Annotated in this window: 24 protein-coding genes; 15 read left to right on the top strand and 9 right to left on the bottom strand. The window is 52.6% G+C overall.

Features of this window, described 5'->3' with window-relative positions; all coding sequences use genetic code 11:
• Positions 1–3 precede the first annotated feature (3 nt).
• Positions 4–597, top strand: coding sequence for a hypothetical protein (locus tag EYZ66_RS00745; RefSeq protein ID WP_009575065.1), 594 nt, complete (start codon positions 4–6; stop codon positions 595–597).
• On the opposite strand, the gene EYZ66_RS00740 is transcribed toward EYZ66_RS00745, so the two are convergent.
• On the bottom strand, positions 594–1,211 hold the full coding sequence (locus tag EYZ66_RS00740; RefSeq protein ID WP_009575066.1) for an NUDIX hydrolase: 618 nt from the start codon (positions 1,209–1,211) through the stop codon (positions 594–596). The two genes, EYZ66_RS00745 and EYZ66_RS00740, sit on opposite strands and share 4 nt — an antisense overlap.
• 73 nt (positions 1,212–1,284) lie before the next feature.
• Here EYZ66_RS00740 and EYZ66_RS00735 point away from each other — a divergent pair, with 73 nt between their 5' ends.
• Positions 1,285–2,757 carry an ATP-binding cassette domain-containing protein gene (locus tag EYZ66_RS00735; protein WP_009575067.1) on the top strand — a complete coding sequence of 491 codons (1,473 nt, stop codon included), beginning with the start codon at positions 1,285–1,287 and terminating at the stop codon, positions 2,755–2,757.
• Here the strand turns inward: EYZ66_RS00735 and EYZ66_RS00730 are convergent.
• Both EYZ66_RS00730 and mrcB read right to left on the bottom strand, forming a co-directional pair.
• Positions 2,734–3,123: a hypothetical protein gene (locus EYZ66_RS00730; protein WP_158026997.1), complete on the bottom strand. Its 390-nt coding sequence runs from the start codon at positions 3,121–3,123 to the stop codon at positions 2,734–2,736. The two genes, EYZ66_RS00735 and EYZ66_RS00730, sit on opposite strands and share 24 nt — an antisense overlap.
• Complete coding sequence (gene mrcB / locus EYZ66_RS00725) at positions 3,120–5,348, bottom strand: penicillin-binding protein 1B (protein ID WP_009575069.1); 2,229 nt, start codon at positions 5,346–5,348, stop codon at positions 3,120–3,122. The genes EYZ66_RS00730 and mrcB overlap by 4 nt, the downstream gene beginning before the upstream one ends.
• Before the next feature lie 112 nt (positions 5,349–5,460).
• Here mrcB and EYZ66_RS00720 point away from each other — a divergent pair, with 112 nt between their 5' ends.
• Positions 5,461–6,462: an adenosine kinase gene (locus EYZ66_RS00720; protein ID WP_009575070.1), complete on the top strand. Its 1,002-nt coding sequence runs from the start codon at positions 5,461–5,463 to the stop codon at positions 6,460–6,462.
• Positions 6,463–6,478: 16 nt separating this feature from the next.
• The gene (locus EYZ66_RS00715) at positions 6,479–6,829 is read left to right on the top strand and encodes a pentapeptide repeat-containing protein (protein WP_009575071.1); all 351 of its coding nucleotides are present in this window, start codon (positions 6,479–6,481) and stop codon (positions 6,827–6,829) included.
• Here EYZ66_RS00715 and EYZ66_RS00710 read toward each other — a convergent pair.
• Positions 6,826–7,851, bottom strand: a complete 1,026-nt coding sequence (locus EYZ66_RS00710) for a DUF2333 family protein (protein ID WP_009575072.1) — start codon at positions 7,849–7,851, stop codon at positions 6,826–6,828. The two genes, EYZ66_RS00715 and EYZ66_RS00710, sit on opposite strands and share 4 nt — an antisense overlap.
• A 12-nt stretch (positions 7,852–7,863) precedes the next feature.
• The gene (locus EYZ66_RS00705; RefSeq protein WP_009575073.1) at positions 7,864–8,373 is read right to left on the bottom strand and encodes a copper chaperone PCu(A)C; all 510 of its coding nucleotides are present in this window, start codon (positions 8,371–8,373) and stop codon (positions 7,864–7,866) included.
• 110 nt (positions 8,374–8,483) lie between these two features.
• Here EYZ66_RS00705 and EYZ66_RS00700 point away from each other — a divergent pair, with 110 nt between their 5' ends.
• The 10 genes from EYZ66_RS00700 (at position 8,484) to coq7 (ending at position 18,382) form a co-directional block, all read left to right on the top strand.
• Positions 8,484–10,184, top strand: coding sequence for a protein-disulfide reductase DsbD family protein (locus EYZ66_RS00700; RefSeq protein WP_009575074.1), 1,701 nt, complete (start codon positions 8,484–8,486; stop codon positions 10,182–10,184).
• 134 nt (positions 10,185–10,318) lie between these two features.
• A complete protein-coding gene (gene aroQ / locus EYZ66_RS00695) occupies positions 10,319–10,762 on the top strand; it encodes a type II 3-dehydroquinate dehydratase (RefSeq protein ID WP_009575075.1) in 444 nt (147 codons plus the stop codon).
• Between the two features lie 37 nt (positions 10,763–10,799).
• A complete protein-coding gene (accB, locus tag EYZ66_RS00690; RefSeq protein WP_009575076.1) occupies positions 10,800–11,252 on the top strand; it encodes an acetyl-CoA carboxylase biotin carboxyl carrier protein in 453 nt (150 codons plus the stop codon).
• Between the two features lie 14 nt (positions 11,253–11,266).
• A complete protein-coding gene (gene accC / locus EYZ66_RS00685; protein ID WP_009575077.1) occupies positions 11,267–12,613 on the top strand; it encodes an acetyl-CoA carboxylase biotin carboxylase subunit in 1,347 nt (448 codons plus the stop codon).
• A 1-nt stretch (position 12,614) separates the two neighbouring features.
• Positions 12,615–13,508 (top strand): 50S ribosomal protein L11 methyltransferase, encoded by an 894-nt coding sequence (gene prmA / locus EYZ66_RS00680; RefSeq protein ID WP_009575078.1) that lies wholly within the window; start codon positions 12,615–12,617, stop codon positions 13,506–13,508.
• Between the two features lie 77 nt (positions 13,509–13,585).
• Positions 13,586–14,563, top strand: coding sequence for a tRNA dihydrouridine synthase DusB (gene dusB, locus EYZ66_RS00675; RefSeq protein ID WP_009575079.1), 978 nt, complete (start codon positions 13,586–13,588; stop codon positions 14,561–14,563).
• A gap of 31 nt (positions 14,564–14,594) precedes the next feature.
• Positions 14,595–14,822 (top strand): helix-turn-helix domain-containing protein, encoded by a 228-nt coding sequence (locus tag EYZ66_RS00670; RefSeq protein WP_009575080.1) that lies wholly within the window; start codon positions 14,595–14,597, stop codon positions 14,820–14,822.
• A gap of 16 nt (positions 14,823–14,838) precedes the next feature.
• The gene (purH, locus tag EYZ66_RS00665) at positions 14,839–16,413 is read left to right on the top strand and encodes a bifunctional phosphoribosylaminoimidazolecarboxamide formyltransferase/IMP cyclohydrolase (protein WP_009575081.1); all 1,575 of its coding nucleotides are present in this window, start codon (positions 14,839–14,841) and stop codon (positions 16,411–16,413) included.
• 10 nt (positions 16,414–16,423) lie between these two features.
• On the top strand, positions 16,424–17,695 hold the full coding sequence (gene purD, locus EYZ66_RS00660) for a phosphoribosylamine--glycine ligase (RefSeq protein ID WP_009575082.1): 1,272 nt from the start codon (positions 16,424–16,426) through the stop codon (positions 17,693–17,695).
• An 18-nt stretch (positions 17,696–17,713) separates the two neighbouring features.
• Positions 17,714–18,382 carry a 2-polyprenyl-3-methyl-6-methoxy-1,4-benzoquinone monooxygenase gene (gene coq7, locus EYZ66_RS00655; RefSeq protein WP_009575083.1) on the top strand — a complete coding sequence of 223 codons (669 nt, stop codon included), beginning with the start codon at positions 17,714–17,716 and terminating at the stop codon, positions 18,380–18,382.
• Here coq7 and EYZ66_RS00650 read toward each other — a convergent pair.
• A complete protein-coding gene (locus tag EYZ66_RS00650; protein WP_009575084.1) occupies positions 18,379–18,807 on the bottom strand; it encodes an OsmC family protein in 429 nt (142 codons plus the stop codon). The genes coq7 and EYZ66_RS00650 overlap by 4 nt on opposite strands.
• A 104-nt stretch (positions 18,808–18,911) precedes the next feature.
• Here EYZ66_RS00650 and EYZ66_RS00645 point away from each other — a divergent pair, with 104 nt between their 5' ends.
• On the top strand, positions 18,912–19,550 hold the full coding sequence (locus tag EYZ66_RS00645; RefSeq protein WP_009575085.1) for a cyclic nucleotide-binding domain-containing protein: 639 nt from the start codon (positions 18,912–18,914) through the stop codon (positions 19,548–19,550).
• Here EYZ66_RS00645 and trpC read toward each other — a convergent pair.
• Genes trpC through EYZ66_RS00630 form a run of 3 tightly spaced genes read right to left on the bottom strand, consistent with a single transcriptional unit; the run spans position 19,547 to position 21,971 of the window.
• On the bottom strand, positions 19,547–20,341 hold the full coding sequence (gene trpC, locus EYZ66_RS00640; RefSeq protein ID WP_009575086.1) for an indole-3-glycerol phosphate synthase TrpC: 795 nt from the start codon (positions 20,339–20,341) through the stop codon (positions 19,547–19,549). The two genes, EYZ66_RS00645 and trpC, sit on opposite strands and share 4 nt — an antisense overlap.
• Positions 20,338–21,384, bottom strand: coding sequence for an anthranilate phosphoribosyltransferase (trpD, locus tag EYZ66_RS00635; protein ID WP_009575087.1), 1,047 nt, complete (start codon positions 21,382–21,384; stop codon positions 20,338–20,340). The genes trpC and trpD overlap by 4 nt, the downstream gene beginning before the upstream one ends.
• Entirely contained in the window at positions 21,381–21,971 is a 591-nt protein-coding gene (locus tag EYZ66_RS00630; protein ID WP_009575088.1) for an anthranilate synthase component II, read from the bottom strand. The genes trpD and EYZ66_RS00630 overlap by 4 nt, the downstream gene beginning before the upstream one ends.
• Positions 21,972–22,061: the final 90 nt, after the last annotated feature.

Genomic DNA, 22,061 nt, shown 5'->3' with positions numbered 1-22,061 from the left:
ACCATGCGCGCGTTGTCGCTCATGTTACTCCTGACACTCAGCTTGCCGAGTGTCGCCTGTGAGTGTCTTTGGCAAGGTAGCTTCGCTGACATCATCGAACGCGTTGACTACATTAGCCACGGTCGAATTGTTCAAATCAAAGGCAATTCGATGGATGTTGAGGTGCTCGACGAATTCAAAGGCACAAGCTACCGCGAACAAGTGCGTATCTGGTTAAAAACAGGTGATCTTTGCCGCGCCGAGATCGAAGGGTTTGAGGTCGGCGAGGACTGGATTTTGGCATTGAGCAAAATCGATGCTGTGCCCGAAGGCGGTTTTGACCCCATGACGCCAAACATCAGCTACGGTCGCAAGGGCGACTACAGCCTACCCGGTTGCGGAGGGTACTTTTTGCCTGTTTCAAATGACTGGGTCTCAGGCCCTATTATCGACGCGACCAAGTGGGATTTTGAACCCAAGCTCACCCCCGTGTTAAGCCGCATTATTAAAGGTTTTGTTTCGGGTGATATCGATCGCGATACCTTGAAAGAAGCCACCCAAGTAGATCCTGCCCTGCGGGAGTTAATGATCAACACCCGTCTTCACATTAAGCGTTAGACGGGTGCCTCCATCGACCAGGGATTCGGGTGATCGTCAAAGGTATGAGACAGCATCTCGTCTAGCATCGCCAAAGACATACCCCAAATAATTCGATCGCCGTAGCGATAACAGGGAATGTGCCTTGGCATATCCAATAGCTCGGCTGGCATTTGAGTACGATTACTCAGGTCGCGAATAAACTTAAGGGGAACCCATACAACTTCAGCGACCTCATGATTTGGATTTGGATCAATGGTGCGATCTACCCGCAGCACATAGGGGCACACGACTAAGCCCTTGTCTTTGTGGGTTTGTGCTCGCCGTGCACGTATATCGGACAAACGTCCAATCACTCGATCCTGCTCCGATAAAACAAAACCAATTTCTTCTTCGGTTTCTCGCACTGCGGCTGCAAATGAATGGTCGTCCGTAGGATCAACCATCCCGCCAGGAAACGCCATATGTCCCGACCAAGGGTCGCCCTTGCGTTCGGCTCGGCGTATCATTAGCACCGAGGCGTCGCCGGCTTGCTCAGACAACATGATTGCCACCGCCGCTTTACGCGACACCCCCCGCATGGGGTGCTGCGACCGCTGGTAGCTTTGCAGAGCCTGTTCGATTTGCGTAAGCACGAAATATCCTCGAATTACACTGTGATTTTAAAGCAAGGAGCATCATATCAAAGCCTCAAGTTCAGCGCCTGTTTTGACGCTCGAAAACATCAGTTTGACCTACCGAGTAAATCCGGTACTACGCAACATCAGCTGGCAAATCCAACCCGGCGAACAGTGGGCCATTGTCGGTCGTAACAGCGCCGGGAAATCGAGTTTAGCCAACATCATCAGCGGCAGCGCCAAGCATTATGTCGGCAAGTGTTCCATTTCGGATCAAACCCGTGAGCGGGGCCTCGCGTACGTGTGTTTCGAACAGCAAAAAACCCTGATTGAACGGGATAAAAAACTGGATGATTCGGAATTTCGACCCGATGCCGCGGACCCAGGCACCACAGTGCGGCAAGCCATCAGTGGCGGCTCAGCGCTTAACGATGACGCCCTAGCATGGATCGAGCGCCTAGGCATTAAACACATCCTGGATCGCGGCCTACGTTTTGTATCGACCGGTGAGGCACGAAAAACACTGCTGGCACAGGCAATTTGTCAAACGCCGGGGTTGCTGATTTTAGATACCCCAACTGACGGCCTAGATAGGCGCAGTCAACAAACCTTGCATGAAGCTCTGAGCTTTCTACTCAATAAAGCCGATCCAGTCATCCTGCTTTACCGAGACATCAAACAACTACCAGAGGGCATCACGCACCTGCTGGTGTTAGATCAAGGCAAAATTCTCGCTCAAGGGCCTAAGCGCGAGGTGTTAGCGCGCAGCGATGTTCAAGCGATCTTTGCGCGCGCGAAACATCAGTTAATCGACCTGCCAATGGATACCCAACAGCGGGATACACCGTCCGAGGACGCGCTCGTTCTGAACCACGTAAGTGTACGCTTTAGTGACACCATCATATTGAACGATGTGAACTGGCGTATGGGCAAACAGCAGCACACGCTTTTAGCGGGGCCCAACGGATCAGGCAAAACAACACTGTTAAGCTTAATTACTGGCGACAATCCAAAAGCCTATGGACAAGACATCACGGTATTTGGCACCAAGCGCGGCAGTGGCGAAAGTGTCTGGGATATTAAACGCTGTTTTGGTGTGGTGGACTCGGCGTCGCACCTAAACTTTCCGCCGCGTCAAAAAACGCTACATGTTGTCATCTCGGGCTTTTATGACAGCCAGGGGCTCTATCAAAAGCCAACTGACGGACAAATCCGCCAGGCCAAGGCTTGGATGCAATCATTCGGTTTGAACGATTTGGTCAACACCGAGTTCGATACCCTGTCCTTTGGCCAACAGCGCATTATTTTATTGGCCCGCGCCATGGTCAAACAGCCCAAAATGCTCATTCTGGATGAGCCTACGCTGGGTTTAGACGCGGTTCATACCGAGCAACTACTCGACGCGATTGATCATGTCGCTAACGCGGGACATACCCAACTGATTTTTGTCAGCCACAGTGTTGGCGAGTATCCGAGATGCATTAACCAATGCTTAGAATTCATACCCCATGATTCGGGTTACCAACTGGTATGCCGAGATTTAGCCCCCGGCGAGCTTCCGTAGCACACGGCAACGATCAAGATCTTTGCAATACAGCAGACCGCGCTCAGCCATCGCCACTGAAGCGCGCCGATCACCCGCCTTGCTATAAGCTTGCGACAGAGCGACATACACACGGGCATTATCAGCGTGAATACGCTGCGCCCGCTCAAAGGTGGCAATCGCATCAGCAATTTGCCCGGCGTTCAACTGTTGCTGACCTTCATCGAGTAGGCGCAGATAAGCCGGCGACAGCGGCCGCTGTACCTCCACAGCTTGAGGCAGAGACGGCGTGCGAGTATCGCCTTGCTTGGGCGCTGGCGTTTCACACGCCGCTAGCAGAGTAAACAGAACCAGGATCCCAGCTCGCTGTACACAGACCATACTCATACTCCAAATACTTTTTGTAACCAATCGCGGACGGGGTTATCCGTTTTACGACAATCGGTACTCGTTCGTGGCGCACTGCCTTCTATAAAGGGAATGCGCTGCGCATTGGGACAACCACGCCCTGTTCTACGCCCATTCGTCACGTCAATCCACTTATATTCCACTTTTTCCGGGATACGATACGCGACCGACCTGCGTGCTTCTTGCGCCATAAACCGGGCCCAGATCTGCCCCGCGCCGCGTGTGCCGGTTAAAGAGCTGGCACGATTGTCGTCAAAACCCACCCAAGTTACGGTCAACAAGTCCCCGCTAAAACCTGCAAACCACGAGTCGCGTCCATCGTCACTGGTGCCACTTTTTGCCGCCGTTACCAAATCAGCAGGCAATAACGGCGCCAAAGATGCACCGGTGCCCTCTTCCATGACACCCAGCAACGCATAGTGCAACAGGTGCATGGTCGCTCGGTCAACGGTGCGTTCGTACGCAAGCGGATACCGGCGCAAAGGGTCTCCATTGGCATCAACGATATCGCGTATGGTTCTCAAGGGGGTTCTAAATCCTCCAGCGGCGATGGTTTGATACACCGCGGCCAGATCTATAGCGGCGTACTCTCCCACCCCCAAAGGTAGCGAGGCAACCTCGGGAATAGGTGCTGTCATGCCCAAGCGCTGTAGCATTTGCTTAACCCGCGCCGGTCCTAGATCGAGTCCTAATCGCGCCGCTGGCAAATTCAAAGAATCAATCAAGGCTGCGTAAAGCGACACAGAACCACGGTGCGTTTTGTCATAGTTCTCGGGCGACCACACGTCACCACTCGGCAATTCAACGGCTAAAGGCAAATCTGGAATTTCAGTGACTAAGCTGTACTTAGCGTCATCCTCCAGCGCTGCCAAATAGACCGCGGGTTTGAACAAAGAACCGGCAGGTCGCCTGGCATCAAGAGCACGATTAAAGCCCGCCTGACTGACCTGGCGGCCACCCGTTAGGGCGATCACCTCACCACTGTCCACTCGCGTCACCACCGATGCCGACTGCAGTAGCTTAGTATCATCAATAGACGCTAGCGTATTTTCAGTGATTCTTTGCAGGGTCAGCTGCATCGAAGGGTCAAAGGCTGTAAAAATGCGCAAGCCCAAGGTTGTGAGATCCTCATCCTTGTACTCTAGGCGTAACTGTCGACGCACGAGATCTAAGTATGCCGGAAAACGCTGCTTCAACGAATCTTGCCCCTGCAAATCCAAAGGCATTAGCTTGGCTACCGCACCCTGCTCCGGCGTGATAATACCTTCTTGCGTCCACACATCCAGCACCAAATTTCGGCGCTCTTTGGCGCGCTCAGGGTTGCGGTTAGGGTTATATAATGAGGGGCCTTTTACCATGCCAACCAACAGCGCCTGCTGATGCAAACCCAACTGCGTCAGCGGCGTATCAAAATAATGTAAGGCCCCCAAAGCGAACCCGTGTATAGCGCGAGGACCGTCTTGCCCTAGATAAATTTCGTTTAGATAACTTTCTAAGATTTCTTCTTTTTCGGCATGCCATTCCAGCAGCACCGACATAATCAACTCGCGAATCTTCCGAGTAATGGTGCGCTCCGGCGTCAGATAGTAGTTCTTCACAAGCTGCTGAGTGATAGTAGAACCACCGGCCACGACGCGACCAGAACGTACATTGCTAATGAACGCGCGAGCGATACCCGTGACAGAAAAACCGTAGTGTTCCATGAAACGCTGATCTTCAATAGCCAACAAGCCCTGCGTCAAACTCGCAGGCACATCGGCTAATTGCACCAGCAATCGGTCTTCACCGTGTTTAGGGTAGACACCACCGATCACCATTGGCTCAAGTCGGAGTAAATCGATTGCCCTGCCTTCCCGCGTTAGCGTTGTGACTCGACCTTGACTCAGCGTAATCGCCACTCTAGCACCCTTGGCAAATTGATCAGGGAACTTAAAATCTCGCGTATAAACCTCAATGAGATTGCCATTGCGGCTGTACTGCCCTGGCCGATATAAAGATGCCACTGAGCGATAACCCACCCAGTCTAATTCGCGAACTAATGCCGCAGGTTCTATGGGCGCACCCTCGAAGAGCTCAAGTGAACGCCCATATACCGTCGCCGGTAGCGCGTAGCGCTTTTGATCAAAGGTATTGCTGATGGTCGCATCGAGATAGGCAACCCATAGCAAACCCAAAGCGAGACCCGCCAGAAATAACTTCAACAATACAATAGAAAGCCTGCGCAACATGAAATAAGCCGATTATGCGGAAAGATTACACTTTTAATTAGAGTGGATGCTGAGATAATACACGAAACCAAACGCGAAGCGACCCAACATGAAGCAATACACCATCTTCGGGATCGGTGCGGCACTTGTCGACACTGAAATTAAAGTCACCGATCAAGACCTTAACACCATGCAGGTCGAAAAGGGCTTAATGACCTTAGTCGACGAAGCCCGTCAAGATGAGCTAATTGCCCACCTACAAGATCACCTAACCACCGCCGAACACGCCAGTGGTGGTAGTGCTGCCAACTCGGTGATTGCGGCGGCCCTACTGGGTAGCCCAACGTACTTTGCCTGCAAAGTGGCGCACGATGAGTACGGTGACATCTATCTCGGCGATTTGGCAGCAGCAGGTGTAGCCTTTGACGAATCCGTTGCGCGAGGTATTGGCACTACGGGTAAATGTTTGGTCATGATTACCCCCGATGCGGAACGCAGCATGAATACCTTTTTGGGCATCAGTGCGGCCTTGTCGCTCGACCAACTCAATACCAAAGCTTTGTGTGCGAGCGAGTGGCTTTATCTAGAAGCCTATCAAGCGCCCTCACCAACCGGCATGAAAGCCTGTCTGCGCGCCCGCGATATCGCCAAACAGAACGAGGTAAAAATCGCGGTCAGCTTTTCGGATCCCGGCATGGTCGAATTTTTTCGATCGCAAATCGATGCCTTGGTCGGCGATGGCGTTGATTTAATCTTCTGCAATACTCAAGAAGCCCTGACCTATGCCAAAACTGAATCCCTAGACGTCGCGATCGAGATGTTAAAACACAAAGCGGGGCAGTTTGTTATTACCCGCGGCGCAGAGGGAGCGCTTGCCTACGATGGTAGCGAACTCATTGAGATACCCGCACACCAAGTACACGCCATCGACAGCAACGGGGCAGGTGATATGTTTGCAGGCGCGTTTTTATATGCACTCACACGCGGTGAGGATTTTGCCACCTCGGGACGCTTTGGCAGCCTTGCGGCGGGAACCATCGTGAGTCAATATGGTCCTAGATTGAGTGCTGACACCTGTCAGCACTTACGCCAATCTTTCTTTGGTAACTAACTCGCGAGGCCAAACGGTGAGCAAACCAGAAATTAAACCCGATCCTCTTTATCAAATGCTGCGCCAAGAAGACGTTAAAGCGTTTAATGAAGCGCGAGATACTCTTAGCACCAGCGAACTTAAAAGCGGCGATTACCGTGGTCGAGATTTGCGCAACATGAATGCCGACGGCTTAGATTTCAGCGACGCCTACTTCCGCAACGCCGATCTGTCCGGTATCGACTTTCGCAACACGAATTTAGAGGGAGCAAGCATCCTAGACGCCAAACTCTCGGGCACCTACTTCCCAGACGAATTAAGCCCCGAAGAGATACGTCTGTCTCTGGATACAGGCACGCGCCTGCGCTATCGTCGCCAGCTTACCTAACCCTGGGCTAGCAAATCTCTGAGATCGACAATGGCAGCATTGGCTCGGGTTAAGTAGCTCGCCATGACCAATGAGTGATTAGCCCACAGACCAAAGCCACTGCCGTTCAATATCATGGGGCTCCATACGTTTTCCTGCGTGGCCTCGAGTTCTCTGATAATTTGTCGGACACTCACAGTAGCGTTCTTTTTGGCCAACACATCCGCAAAGTCCACCTCGATAGCACGCAGAATGTGCAACAAGGCCCAGGCGGTACCCCGCGCCTCATAAAACACATCGTCAATTTCAGCCCACGGTGTTTTAACTTCTAGCTCGGCCGGTACCGGCGTGGACTGAGTTGCGGCGCCATCGCCAGCCAAATCGGTATTCACACGCCGCTGCCCCACACTGGCGCTCAAGCGCTGCGACAGGCTGCCCAGCCGAATATCTACCGCTGCCAGCCAATGTCGAAGATTGTCGGCTCTGGCGTAAAACTGCGCCTCTTTTGCCTCAGGGTCTTGCAAACGCGCCAAGTACGCACGCAAATACGCCAAGCCTTCCTCGTACTGGGATTCGGAACTTGGCAACATCCAAGAATTAGCCTGAAAGTTAAAGCGAGGCTCCGCCAAAGCCAAATCGGGGTCTTCGCGTGATTGTGATTGCGATCGAGACATCACCTCTCGCATCGCCCGAGTCAAATCACGCAGCTGAATTAAAACGCCGTATTCCCAGTTGGGGATGTTATCCAACAAAACTCCAGGTGGCGCGATGTCATTGCGCAAAAAGCCCCCCGGCTTCGATAACAGACTTTCGCCCAGCTGAATGGCAGTTAATGTTGTGGCAACACCCGTCGCCGGACGGGATGAAGACTCCGCGATAATGGCTTGAACGTCGAAAGGTGCAGGCGCGCGCGACCAATAAATTCCAAGCCCCGCCACCAGTAAAATATAAACCGCGAGCAAACCTCCCAAGGGGCCAGCCAGGCCCACAGCGCCGGTGGGCAACCACGTCTTAATTCGGTTTTTCAGTTGCTGCAGCGCCATGATTTGCTCCGTTTAATGATGTTGGTGATGCGGCATCGCATCCATAGGAGCCATTTTTAACACAGGCACTGCCTTGCAAGACTTCAACTCGCCTGATTTAACGCACACTTCGACTTGATCGCCCTCTTTCGGCATAGCCTCAAGCCCCAGCAACATCACATGCAAACCAGCAGGTTGTAATGTCTTGTGCTCATCGGGCGCCAACACCAAAGCCTCCTGCTTGATCATGCGCATCTGTCCATCTTGAAGGACCGAATCATGCAGCTCTGCAGCAGCTGCAATGGGTGAACTAAACCCGTCAATTGTCATTGTGGTATCGCTAGCGTTATGCAATGTCAGATACGCCGCAGTCACCTTTCGCGTGGGCGGCAGCGCACGAACCCAACCATTCATAATGTGTAGCTCATTAGCATGACTACCATGCGAGGCCTGCTGCTGCTCGTGTTGCGCCTGACTCGCCGCCACATCACTAACACACACCGCGCTTAAACCGAGCATGAGGGCCTGCAAAACAAACTTCATAGCAACACTCCTTTATCTGACGCCACTATAGCACGAATGATTGGCGAAACTTTGGGATTACACCAGCAACCTGCTAGTATTTACGCTCTTTTTACCGCTTGAGGTTGCAAATGGATCAGGGAATTCGCAAGTTGTTTGCCGTGCTATTACTGCTCGCCCTGCCACTGCAAAGTCTGGCGCAAGGCAACTTTCTAACAGCAAGCAATCAAGATGAGTTCTTACCTGTTGAAGACGCTTACAAGGTTCAAGTCGACCTGATCGATGCACAAACGCTAAAGGTACTGTGGCAAATCGCTCCCGAATACTATCTGTATCAGCATCAGTTTGCATTTGCTCTTAAGCCCGAATCCAGGGCACCGGGGGTAAGCGCTCGCTATTCAGCAGCTATCGATAAAACGGATGAGTATTTCGGCGACGTAAAAGTCTATTACGAGTTTGCTGACATTGACCTAAGCACCGCCACTCCCATACCCGACGGCACGGTGCTTGCCATTACTTCGCAAGGCTGCGCCGATGCGGGCCTGTGCTATCCTCCACGCACGGACTACTTCGAGCTACAGCCTGGGGCCGGACAAGTTTTACCCCTAAGCGCAGAGCAATATCGGCAAGCTCAGCAATCCCTGCAGCCGCGACCGGAAGTCAGCTCGCAAAGCGTATGGACAATAATGCTGTTCGCCTTGCTCGGTGGGGCCATCCTCAACTTAATGCCCTGTGTTTTCCCTATTCTTTCGTTAAAAGTTTTAGGTTTTGTCAGCGCTGATCCGAAGGAAAACCATGTTCACAGCTGGTATTACACCGCAGGCGTTGTTTTAAGTTTTGTGGCATTTGCCGGTCTTATACTGACGTTAAAAGCAGCCGGTCAAGCAGTTGGCTGGGGATTCCAGCTACAAAGCACTGAATTCGTCGGGCTGCTGGCGCTTCTGTTCTTCGCAATGGCGCTCGCTTTATCGGGCCTTGCCGAGCTCGGAACGTCGTTCATGGGCTTAGGCAGCTCGCTCACCCAAGGAACCAACCACAAGAGCAGCTTTTTTACGGGCGTACTTGCGGTCGTGGTAGCAAGCCCCTGCACAGCGCCATTTATGGGCACGGCTTTAGGTTTTGCGCTAACCCAAAATACCGCAACAGCGCTGCTAGTTTTCGCCGCACTCGGGCTAGGCATGGCATTACCCATGATAGCTCTAAGCTACAGCACCACGCTTAGACGTTGGATGCCGAAACCAGGCGCTTGGATGGTCACGTTCCGGCAATTTTTAGCATTCCCACTCTACATGACGGTAATCTGGTTACTTTGGGTTGCAGGGCGCCAAGCAGGCGTGGATGTCTTCGCCACCTTACTGGTTGCCTGCTTGTTAATAGCCTTGTCGCTATGGCTCTGGAGCAAAACAGGTTGGGCAAAACGCTTGTCTGCACTGACCTTCGCACTTGCCATCCTACTAACCTTCAACCCGCCCGTCCAAACCGAAACCCAATCATCAAGTGGCGCGTTTTCGCGCAGCGAGTTCAACACGCTGACAGCCGGGCCGCAGACGGTCTTTGTAGACGTCACCGCCGACTGGTGCATTACGTGCATTGCCAACGAGAAGGCCGTGCTTGAAACTGCGGAAATTCAGCAAGCCTTTGCCGAACGCAATGTCATCTACCACATTATCGACTGGACGAATTACGACCCCGCGGTTGCAGAATTTTTGGCAGAGTTTCAGCGCAGCGGCATACCGTTTTACCTCGTCTATCCAGGAAATAGCCAGCCGCCGGTAATCTTGCCCCAAATTCTCACCAAAGAAATTGTACTGAATTCGATTGGCGCGCAGTAAATACTGCCAGTCAATTAAGGTAAATCACGCTAAAAAGCGTGATTTGCGGCGAAACGGCTCGGAACCCATGGACTTCTAAACGGTAATTTGTCACACTTGCGCCATTATAAGCAGGCAGCGGGGGCGGCTCTCATATGGCGACAATTTGGGTAATACATGGCCCCAATCTCAACTTACTTGGCCAACGCGAGCCCGAAGTCTATGGCCACAGCACGCTAGACGACATCAATGGGCAACTTCAACTCATTGCCCTGCAAGAAGGTGCACAAATTAGCTGCTATCAAAGCAACGCTGAGCACGAACTCATCGACAAAATTCATTCTGCACGCGCGGCTAATGTCGATGTGATTGTGATTAATCCCGGTGCGTTGACCCATACGAGCGTAGCCTTACGCGATGCACTTACCGGTGTCGCCATTCCATTTATTGAAACGCATTTATCGAACGTACACGCTCGAGAACCCTTCAGAAAACACTCGTATTTATCGGATGTCGCCATCGGCGTTATTTGTGGCTTTGGAGTTAAAAGTTACGAACTGGCGCTAACAGCGGCGATCGAGCACACAAAACAACATTAACGCGCCAAGCGCTTTCACTTTATAAGGTTGAACTACTATGGATATCCGCAAGGTCAAAAAATTGGTTGAGCTTCTCGAAGAGTCAAATATCGACGAAATCGAGATTCATGAAGGCGATGATTCTGTCCGTATTCGCCGCAGCGCACCCGCAGGCAATGTTTCGGTTGCCTCTGTACCGACCTACGCACCTCCCGCTCCGGCGGCCGCTGCACCTGCGGCGCCAGTGGCAGAAGCACCCAAAGAAGCTGCGGTAGAGGGTCATGCCGTTAAATCACCGATGGTCGGCACGTACTATGCTGCGCCCTCACCAACATCCGCACCTTTCATCAAGGTCGGCCAAAACGTTAACGCCGGCGACGTCATCTGTATCGTCGAAGCCATGAAGATGATGAACCAAATTGAAGCAGACAAATCCGGCAAAATTGGCGCTATCTTGGTCGAAAACGGCGAAGCTGTTGAGTTCGACCAGCCTCTGATCACGATTATTTGATCGGGAGCAGATCGATGCGAACCATAGAAAAAGTCCTGATCGCGAATCGCGGCGAGATCGCCTTGCGCGTGCTTAGAGCCTGTAAGGAACTGGGCATCAAAACGGTGGCCGTACACTCGACTGCGGACCGCGACCTCATGCATGTGCGTTTAGCAGACGAAGCTGTCTGCATCGGTCCCGCAGCCTCAGCGCAAAGCTACCTAAACATACCGGCGATTATCAGCGCAGCCGAAGTCACCAATGCCGACGCTATTCACCCCGGCTACGGTTTTTTGGCTGAGAACGCCGACTTTGCGGAGCAAGTCGAGCGCAGCGGCTTTATTTTTATTGGCCCCACCGCCGATACCATCCGCCTAATGGGCGACAAAGTATCGGCCATCGAGGCTATGAAGAAAGCCGGCGTCCCCACGGTGCCCGGCTCGGACGGTCCCTTGACTGCCGATGCCGATCGAACCCTCGAAATTGCGCGTCGCATTGGCTATCCGGTGATTGTTAAAGCCGCGGCTGGCGGCGGCGGCCGGGGAATGCGCGTCGTCCACAACGAGGCAGCACTGCTGTCCTCGGTGCAGGTCACACAGTCAGAAGCCGCGGCGGCTTTTGGCAGTGATGTCGTCTATATCGAGAAATATCTGCAGCGTCCGCGACACGTCGAAATTCAAGTATTGGCTGACGGGCAAGGCGGCGTTGTTCACTTGGGCGACCGCGATTGCTCACTCCAACGTCGACACCAGAAAGTGATCGAGGAAGCGCCTGCACCCGGCATTCCCGATGAGCTGCGTCAAGCCGTAGGCGAGAGCTGCGTCAATGCGTGTAAGACCATCGGCTACCGCGGCGCAGGTACTTTCGAGTTCTTGTACGAAGACGGTGGGTTTTACTTTATCGAAATGAACACCCGAGTGCAGGTAGAGCACCCTGTCACCGAAATGATTACCGGTGTCGACATCGTACGCGAGCAAATTCGCGTCGCGGGAGGTGAAGCCCTCGGCTTCGAGCAAGACGATATCACCTTTACCGGACACGCCATGGAGTGTCGAATCAACGCGGAAGACCCTCAAACGTTCCTGCCCTCGCCAGGCAAGATCAAGCGCTTCCATGCGCCGGGCGGTATCGGCGTGCGTGTTGACTCCCACATTTACGACGGCTACACCGTGCCCCCGTTTTACGATTCACTCATTGCCAAAGTCATTACTCACGGACACGATCGCGCTACCGCTATGAAACGCATGCAGCGCGCGCTGGATGAGTTGGTTGTAGAAGGCATACGGACTAACGCAGCTCTGCATCGCAACCTTGTTAGAGATACCTCGTTCTTAGCCGGCGGTGTAAGCATTCACTATCTCGAAGGCCTCCTGGAAGACTGACATGGCCTGGATCCAAGTTCGAGCGCGTGCGCCCAAGACATTGCACGAAACCATCGAGGACCACTTGCTCGAACTTGGCGCGGTATCCATTACGTTTCAAGATGGCGCCGACCAGCCTGTGCTCGAGCCCGGAGTTGGGGAGACACCTCTTTGGGACAACCTCGTCATTTTGGGGTTATTTACGGCTGATACTCCTAGCGAATCGTTGCGCTCACATCTTCAAGACGTGTTTGAGTCGTCATGTCAGTTTGATATCGAAATCTTGGAAGACCGAGTGTGGGAGCGCGAGTGGGAGCAACACTATCAGCCCATTCAATTTTCCGACAACTTATGGATCTGCCCGAGCTGGTGCACCCCACCCGATCCAAGCGCGGTAAATTTATTACTCGATCCTGGTTTAGCGTTCGGCACTGGCACCCATCCCTCGACAGCGATGTGTTTAAAACAGCTAGCCAAACAAAATCTTCAAAATCAAATGACTGTGGATTACGGTTGTGGATCGGGCATTCTGGGCATTGCCATGCTAAAAATGGGAGCCTCACGATTTATAGGTGTCGACAACGATCCACAGGCGCTCGTTGCAACGACCGATAATGCGCAACGCAATAGCATTTCGACTGACGATTTTATCGTGGTTAGCCCAGAGCTAGAAAATCAACACTTAACGCCCTCTTACGCAGATACTTTAGTCGCCAACATCTTGGCCGAACCTTTGATGATGTTGGCGCCAAAATTAGTCGAATTTTTGAAGCCCGGCGGATTGTTGGTGCTCGCAGGATTGATTGAATCCCAAGTTCCAGCTGTAAGCGAACATTACCTGCCAGCGGTCGAGCTGCATATTGCCGATCAAACCGACGAATGGGTTTGTTTAATCGGGCGCAAGCGTAAGCATTGAGTTTTTTTAAATGTTCGTTCTAGTACCGTACGACATGCGGTATCCTTACCAATTCCCCATAAAGAGTGGTAACGACTTTGCTGACGATCGGTCGCCATCAATTTGACTATCCCGTCATCGCCGCACCTATGGCTGGCGTGTCAGATTTGCCGTTTCGTCGACTCTGCCTCGAGCACGGCGCGTCCTACGCAGTCGCCGAAATGATCAGTGCCAACCCAGACACGCGCCAAACCCAAAAATCCCAATGGCGCAGCGTCATTGACTCCAACCAAGCTCATATCGTACAGATTGTCGGCCATGACCCCGAACAACTGGCGGAAGCAGCTCGGCTCAACCAGGAAGCTGGCGCCGATATCATCGATATCAATATGGGCTGCCCTGCAAAAAAAGTGTGTAAAAAGGCGGCGGGGTCGGCATTGCTCGCCAACGAAGCCTTAGTACAAGACATTTTAGTCGCAGTAAAGTCTGCCGTAGATATTCCCGTGACCCTCAAAATTCGCACCGGCACATCACCAAACGAGCGCAACGCCACAACCATTGCCCTCATCGCGCAAGACGCTGGCATTGCTGCACTTACAATTCACGGGCGCACCAAAGCCTGCGCGTTTAAAGGTGCCGTCGAATACGATACGATCGCAGAGGTAGTAAGCCGCGTCGATATCCCAGTCATCGCAAATGGTGATATTACCCACCCCGATCAGGCACTTAAGGTGTTAAACTACACGGGTGCTGCCGGGATCATGGTCGGCCGCGGCGCACAGGGTCAACCTTGGTTACTTGGTCAGATAAAGCACAAGTGGCGTACCGGCGAGGTACTAGAAGCGCCCAGTCGTGAAACGAAACTACACATCGCCTACCAGCATGTAGCTGCGATTCATGAATTTTACGGCGACTTTATGGGCGTGCGCTTTGCTCGCAAACACGCCAGCTGGTACTTTGAATCTATGGACCTCGACCGAAGCGTACGATCAAGCTTTAACCGAATTCAGCACCCCCAAGAACAACTGGACTTTATCCAGCAATTAACAGCGACTCTTAGAAAAGATGCGGCGTAATAACGATGAATAATAGGCAAAGGACACTCTTATGAGCCTACGCAACGCTGTAACAGCAAGCTTAGACACCTATTTCGAACAAATGGATGGCCAACTGCCCAGCGACCTATACACCATGGTCATTAACGAGGTAGAAGGCCCTTTGTTGGCCTACGTGATGGAGCAGGTCAATCATAACCAGTGCAAAGCAGCCGAGATGCTGGGCTTAAACCGCGGCACCTTGCGCAAAAAACTCAAATTCCACCAACTCATCGACTAAAACGTTCAGGACACACATGACTACAGCCGCTCTTGCCCCCGTAAAACAAGCATTAATTAGCGTGTCGGATAAAACCGGCATTGTAGAGTTCGCCACAGCACTAAGCGCTATGAATGTCGCGCTACTGTCCACAGGTGGAACGTACAAACTGCTGTCTGAGGCTGGTCTTCCTGTTCGTGAAGTCTCTGCCTACACAGGCTTTCCTGAAATGATGGATGGACGCGTTAAAACGCTACACCCTAAAGTACATGGCGGTATTTTGGGACGTCGCGGTACCGATGACGACGTCATGTCAGAGCATGCGATCGAGACTATCGATATGGTCGTCGTAAACCTTTATCCCTTTGAAGCGACCATCGCAAAACCAGACTGCACTCAAGAAGATGCTATTGAAAACATCGATATCGGCGGTCCTACAATGGTTCGCTCTGCCGCTAAAAACCACAAAGACGTCACCATTGTCGTAAATGCCTCCGACTACGGTCGCATTTTAGACGAACTAAAATCAAACAACGGCGCTACAACTTACGAGACGCGCTTCGATTTAGCCATCAAAGCCTTTGAGCACACCGCTAAGTACGACGCCGCTATTGCCAACCACTTCGGTCAATTCGTAGAGGGTGGCGAGCCCAAGTTCCCGCGCACTTACACGAAGCAATTTACTAAACTTCAGGGAATGCGCTACGGCGAGAACCCCCATCAAGCCGCTGCATTTTATGCCGAATCGCCTGCACCTGACGCCAGCATCTCCAATACCCAACAGGTTCAGGGCAAAGAGCTCAGCTACAACAACGTTGCTGACACCGACGCTGCGCTAGAGTGCGTCAAAGTATTCGCCGAGCCCGCTTGCGTTATCGTTAAGCACGCCAATCCCTGCGGCGTAGCGACTGCAACAACCCTTCTAGAGGCGTACCACAAAGCGTTTGAAACCGATCCCGAAAGCGCCTTTGGTGGCATCATTGCCTTTAACCGCCCACTCGACGCCGAGACGGCTAAAACGATCATCGACCGCCAGTTTGTGGAAGTAATCATCGCACCAACCGTGGATAACGACGCACTGCCAATACTGGCGCAAAAAACCAATGTGCGCGTCTTAACGACTACGGGCTGGCAAGCAACTGCTCCCGCGCTCGATATCAAACAAGTTAATGGCGGCATTTTGCTTCAAGATCGCGACCTGAGTCTAATTGGCGCTGATGAAATAAAAGTGGTCAGCAAACGCGGCCCGACCCCAACCGAGATGGCCGACTTACTGTTTGCATGGCGTGTCGCTAAATTCGTCAAGAGCAACGCTATCGTCTACGCCAAAAACCAGCGAACCATCGGTGTTGGCGCGGGTCAGATGTCCCGAGTTAATTCAGCGAGAATTGCGGCCATTAAAGCCGAGCATGCCGGACTTGAAGTACAAGGGTCGGTCATGGCGTCTGATGCTTTCTTCCCCTTTCGCGATGGCATTGATAACGCTGCCAAGGTCGGTATTGCTGCAGTAATTCAGCCAGGCGGATCAATTCGTGATGAAGAGGTCATTGCGGCGGCGGACGAAGCAAACATCGCCATGGTATTTACTGGTATGCGCCATTTCCGTCACTAAGGAGCAAATCGTGAACGTATTGATTATTGGAAGTGGCGGTCGCGAGCACGCGCTGGCATATAAGGCAGCTCAATCAGAGAGCGTCGAGACGGTATTTGTCGCACCAGGCAACGCCGGTACCGAGCGCGAAGCAGGCCTGGTAAACGTTGCAATCGACCCTTTGGATTTTGATGCGCTTGCCGCCTTCGCGATTGAAAACGGTGTGGGCCTTACTATTGTTGGCCCGGAAGCACCGCTGGTTGCGGGTATTGTCGACGACTTTACTCAACGCGGTTTGCCCTGCTTTGGGCCTAGTCAAGCCGCTGCACAACTCGAAGGCTCCAAAGCATTCACTAAGGCGTTTTTAGCCCGTCATAATATCCCGACGGCCTCCTACCAAACATTTACCGAAGTAGAGCCCGCAGTTGGGTACATAACAGCGCAAGGTGCACCCATCGTTGTCAAGGCCGACGGCTTAGCCGCCGGTAAAGGCGTCATCGTAGCAACAACCGAACAAGAAGCCATCGATGCAGTGACCGACATGCTGTCTGGCAATGCCTTTGGTGATGCGGGTTGTCGTGTCGTTATCGAAGAGTGTCTGCTGGGTGAGGAAGCGAGCTTTATCGTTGTCTGTGATGGTAAAAATGCCGTACCCATGGCCAGCAGCCAAGACCACAAACGCGTAGGCGAAGGTGATACGGGGCCCAACACGGGCGGCATGGGGGCCTACTCTCCCGCGCCGGTCGTAACACCCGAAATTCACGACCGCATTATGGCCGAAGTCATTTATCCGACGCTCAAAGGTATGGCCAGCGAAGGCGCCGATTACACTGGGTTTTTGTATGCAGGCCTTATGATTGACACCGAGGGCACGCCCAAAGTGATTGAATTTAACTGTCGCTTTGGTGATCCCGAAACACAACCCATCATGATGCGCTTGAAGTCAGACTTAATCGCCTTGTGCCAAGCTGCTTTAGCAGGAGAGCTCGATGGGCGCGACGTTGAATGGGATCCTCGCCCCAGCATGGGGGTGGTATTAGCGGCGGGCGGCTACCCTGCCGATTACCCCAAAGGTGACGTTATAAGCGGCTTAGAACAAGCAGACAGTGAAGATGTTAAAGTCTTCCACGCGGGAACCAAATCGAATGGCAACGATGTTGTTACCAACGGCGGACGCGTGCTTTGCGTCACGGCGCTGGGCAGCGATTTGCAGGCAGCCCAGCAAAACTGTTATGACGCAATAAAAGCGATATCATGGGAGGGTATGAATTACCGCCGCGATATCGGCTGGCGCGCATTGTAATAGAAAGGTTAAAAGCAAATGAGCACACTACCACTGGTTCGACCTCGCACTCGGCAGTTAAGCCTGTTAGATCGCTTAGTAGGCGAAGTCGATACCGTGGTAAAAACTCTAACCAACAAGGGCTTAGTCGCCTCGCGGCCAAGTCCGGCCTCAGGTCACAGCGAGGGGCTGACAAGCGACTCTGAAAAACGCCATGTGGCTGGCTTGATGCGCGTTAATCACGCAGGCGAAGTCTGTGCTCAAGCGCTGTATCAAGGGCAAGCTTTGACGGCGAAGCTCCCCGAAGTACGCGAAGAAATGCGCGATGCCGCGCAAGAAGAAGTCGATCATCTGGTCTGGTGCAAAGAACGACTGGACCAACTCGACAGCCACACCAGCATACTGAACCCCTTGTGGTACGGACTATCGTTTGGTTTAGGTGCCCTTGCGGGTGCAGCGGGTGACAAATGGTCTTTAGGGTTTGTGGCCGCAACGGAAGAGCGCGTATGCCGCCACTTAAAAGATCATTTAAAGCAATTGCCCGAGTCGGATCGTCGCTCCCGTCTGATATTACAAACCATGATCGAAGACGAGCAACGCCACGGTGAAACCGCGTTAGAGGCAGGCGGTGCCGAGCTACCAAAACCCATCAAAAATGCAATGAGCGCGGTAGCGACCGCGATGACTAAAAGTAGCTACTACCTTTAGTCCTGACCAAACTCTCTTGCTTCAAAGGTGTGCGTCACCTCAACTCCTGCGGCAGCCAACATAATAGACGCAGAGCAATACTTTTCAGCCGACAACGCGACCGCGCGTTCCACTTGCGATTCTTTGAGTTTCACGCCAGTAACCACAAAATGCATATTAATTTTGGTGAAAACCGCAGGCACTGCATCGGCACGCTCAGCTTGCAGCAGCACCTCGCAGTCCACAACGTTCTGGCGCCCTTTTTCAAGCATACTGATCACATCAAAGCTCGCACAGCCTCCGGCGCCTATCAACAGCATTTCCATCGGCCGAATACCTAAATTACGCCCACCAAGACTTTCGGGACCATCCATGACAACCGAGTGACCGCTACCGCTTTCACCTAAAAACTGCTTGCCGCCGGTCCATTTTACACGCGCTTCCAAAATTTGCTCCTTACCTATTACTTAAAGATGACTTATAGCATCTTTGTTTACTTTGCTCAGATACACGCTAAACTGTAGCCCTGTCTTAACTACGGAAGGCCTGTGTGCTCGAGCGCCAACACGATCTAAGTTTCTTTAAAGCCTTTGTTCGCGAATGCGAAACTCAGCACTACGAGGCCAAAGCAACCATCATTGCCGAAGGCAGTGAATCGGACAGATTGTATCTGATTTTAGAGGGCACCGTCTCTGTCCAAGTTGCCGAAGAAAAAGACCCCAACCAATTAATGGTTGTCGCCTATTTAAGCGAAGGTGAATTCGTCGGCGAACTCGGGTTTTTTAGTGCCGAAGCCATTCATCGCAGCGCGAAGATCGTGGCAAAAACCGATTGCTACATCGCCTCGATCTCTTACAGCAAACTTAACAGCATCCGAGATAAGTACCCAGACATCGTATTTGCCATAGCCTCGCAGGTGGCCTCACGCCTGGTACAAACCACGCGGAAATTACGCGATCTAACGTTTGTCGATGTCGCTGGCCGAATTGCGCATGCCCTGCTCGATCTAACGCAACAGCCCGAAGCACAAGAGCACCCCGAAGGGCGACTGATCCGCATCACTCGGCAAGAACTAGGCAACTTAGTCGGATGCAGCCGAGAGATGGCTGGCAGGGTTTTAAAGTCTTTAGAAGAGGACGGCCTGGTCGTCATCACAGGCCAAACCCTATTGGTTAGGACTCAAGATTAGGCAAACAAGGCTTTCAGCGCTTCGCCTGGATCAGTCTGCTTCATAAACGCTTCGCCAATCAAGAATCCATTGACGTGGTTGGACCGCATCAATGCGACGTCTTCTCGGGTATGAATGCCACTTTCGGTGATCACCGTCACGCCTTCGGGGATTTCAGGCAGCAGTGAAATCGTTGTCTGTAAATCGGTATTAAAGGTGTGCAAATCGCGGTTATTAATACCCAATAATGGGGCCTCTAGGCGCAGGGCGCGCTCTAATTCATTTGCATCGTGCACCTCAATCAGCGTGTGCAGACCATAATGCGTTGACGCCGCATACAAATCGGCGAGTTGCGCATCATCTAACACCGCAGCGATCAATAAAATGGCGTCTGCGCCAATTGCCCGCGCCTCGGCGATCTGATAATCATCAACCGTGAAATCTTTGCGCAATACCGGCAGATCACACGCCGAGCGTGCTTCTTTTAGGTAGGCATCACTACCCTGGAAAAAATCAATATCCGTCAGCACTGACAAACACGCAGCGCCTGCACCCGCATAGCATTCGGCAATGTCTCCTGGGCGAAAATCCGCGCGGATGACCCCTTTGCTGGGCGACGCTTTTTTTACCTCGGCAATAATGCCCGGCTCATTATTAGAACAACGCGCAACCAAGGCGCCGGTAAAGTCACGCACGGGCGACTGCTCAGACTGAAGCTCTTCAAGATTACTGAGCGTTAATTGCCGTTTGCGGTCGGCAACCTCTTCGTACTTGCGTGCGACAATCGTTCTTAAAATCGTAGGGGTACTCATTCTTCTGCCGCAGCCTTCATGGTTTGCGTCAACTGGATAAAGGTCGCCAGTTTCTCCTTAGCTTGCCCAGTGGCAATGACATCATCAGCCAAAGCCACGCCTTTTGCGAGCGTCGAGGCACAGCCACTGACATACAGTGCAGCACCTGCGTTCATTGCAATGATTGCGCGCGCGCGATCATAACGGTCACCACCTTCGTTACCCAGAGCGCCCCGGATTAACGCAGCCGATTCGGCAGCACTGTGGACCACTAAATCATCGATAGAACCTACGGTTTGGCCCAAGTCTTCTGGGGTCACCGTAAAATTGGTGACGACACCGTCTTTTAGCTCGGCGACTTGCGAAGGGCCGGTTAAGCTCAACTCGTCAACACCACCATGACCATGCACGACCAAAACGTGCTCGCTACCCAAACGCTGCAGCACTTGCGCCATGAAATCACAGAGCGCCGGCTCGAACACACCCAACACCTGTCGCTTGGCAAAAGCAGGGTTGGTTAACGGACCCAATACGTTAAAGATTGTGCGCATAGCCATATCGCGCCGGGGGCCCACTGCGTAACGCATAGCACTGTGGTGAGCGGGTGCAAATAAAAACCCCAATCCCACCGCATCAATCGCTCGCGCGACCTGCTCAGAATCTAAATCGAGCGGCATACCCAGCTCACTCAGCACATCCGAACTACCGCTTGAACTCGAGACCGAACGATTGCCGTGTTTGGCAACATGAGCACCCGCCGCGGCAGCCACAATACTGGCGGCAGTCGATACGTTAAATAGGTTGGCGCCGTCACCCCCGGTACCCGCCAAATCGACCAAAGGAGAACTCTTAGGGGTCACGGGAGACACTAAGTCGCGCATCACTTGGGCAGCAGCGCTGACTTCATCGATGGTTTCACCTTTGATACGCAAACCCATCAGCAAAGCGCCAATTTGTGCATCCGTGGCATCGCCTGACATAACTTGGGCCATCACCGCGCGCATCTCGTCGTAGGTAAGATCGTCGCCTGCGACCAGCCGTTTTAGAGCTGCCTGAATATTCATGGAGCATCTTTTCCTAATAGAAAGTTGTTTAGCAAGGCGTGACCGTGTTCGGTTAAGATCGATTCGGGGTGAAACTGAACGCCTTGGATATCGTAGGTTTTATGCCGCAAACCCATAATTTCATCGACCTCACCCGCGGGCGTTTGCGTCCACGCGGTAATTTCCAAGCAGTCGGGTAGCGTGTCTTTTTCGACGACTAAGCTGTGGTAACGCGTTGCGGTGTAGGGCGAGGGTATGTCACGAAATACACCTTCGTTGGTGTGATAAATGGGTGAGGTCTTGCCATGCATGACCGCACGAGCGCGCACGACCTTGCCACCAAAAGCTTGGCCAATACTTTGATGCCCCAAACATATACCTAAAATAGGTAGCCGCCCCGCGTAAGAGCGAATAACATCCAGCGAAATTCCCGCCTCATTTGGTGTGCAAGGGCCTGGTGAAATGACAATACGCTCTGGCTTTAAGGCCTCGATGTCCGCGACACTGATTTCGTCGTTGCGCACGACGTGCACGTCTGCGCCAAGCTCCGCGAGATACTGCACCACGTTAAAGGTGAAGGAGTCATAATTGTCGATCATCAGCAACATTGGCGCCGATCCTTAAACGAGAGTTTTTGAATAGCACGGGACGACTAAAAACTCGCTAGCCGGCGCGCTAAAGCTGCGTAATGATAGCAC

The sequence above is a fragment of the Aequoribacter fuscus genome, from assembly GCF_009910365.1.
GTDB classification, from domain to species: Bacteria; Pseudomonadota; Gammaproteobacteria; order Pseudomonadales; family Halieaceae; genus Aequoribacter; species Aequoribacter fuscus.
Note: the sequence above shows the minus strand (reverse complement) of the source record. Positions and strands in the feature narration are given on the sequence as shown.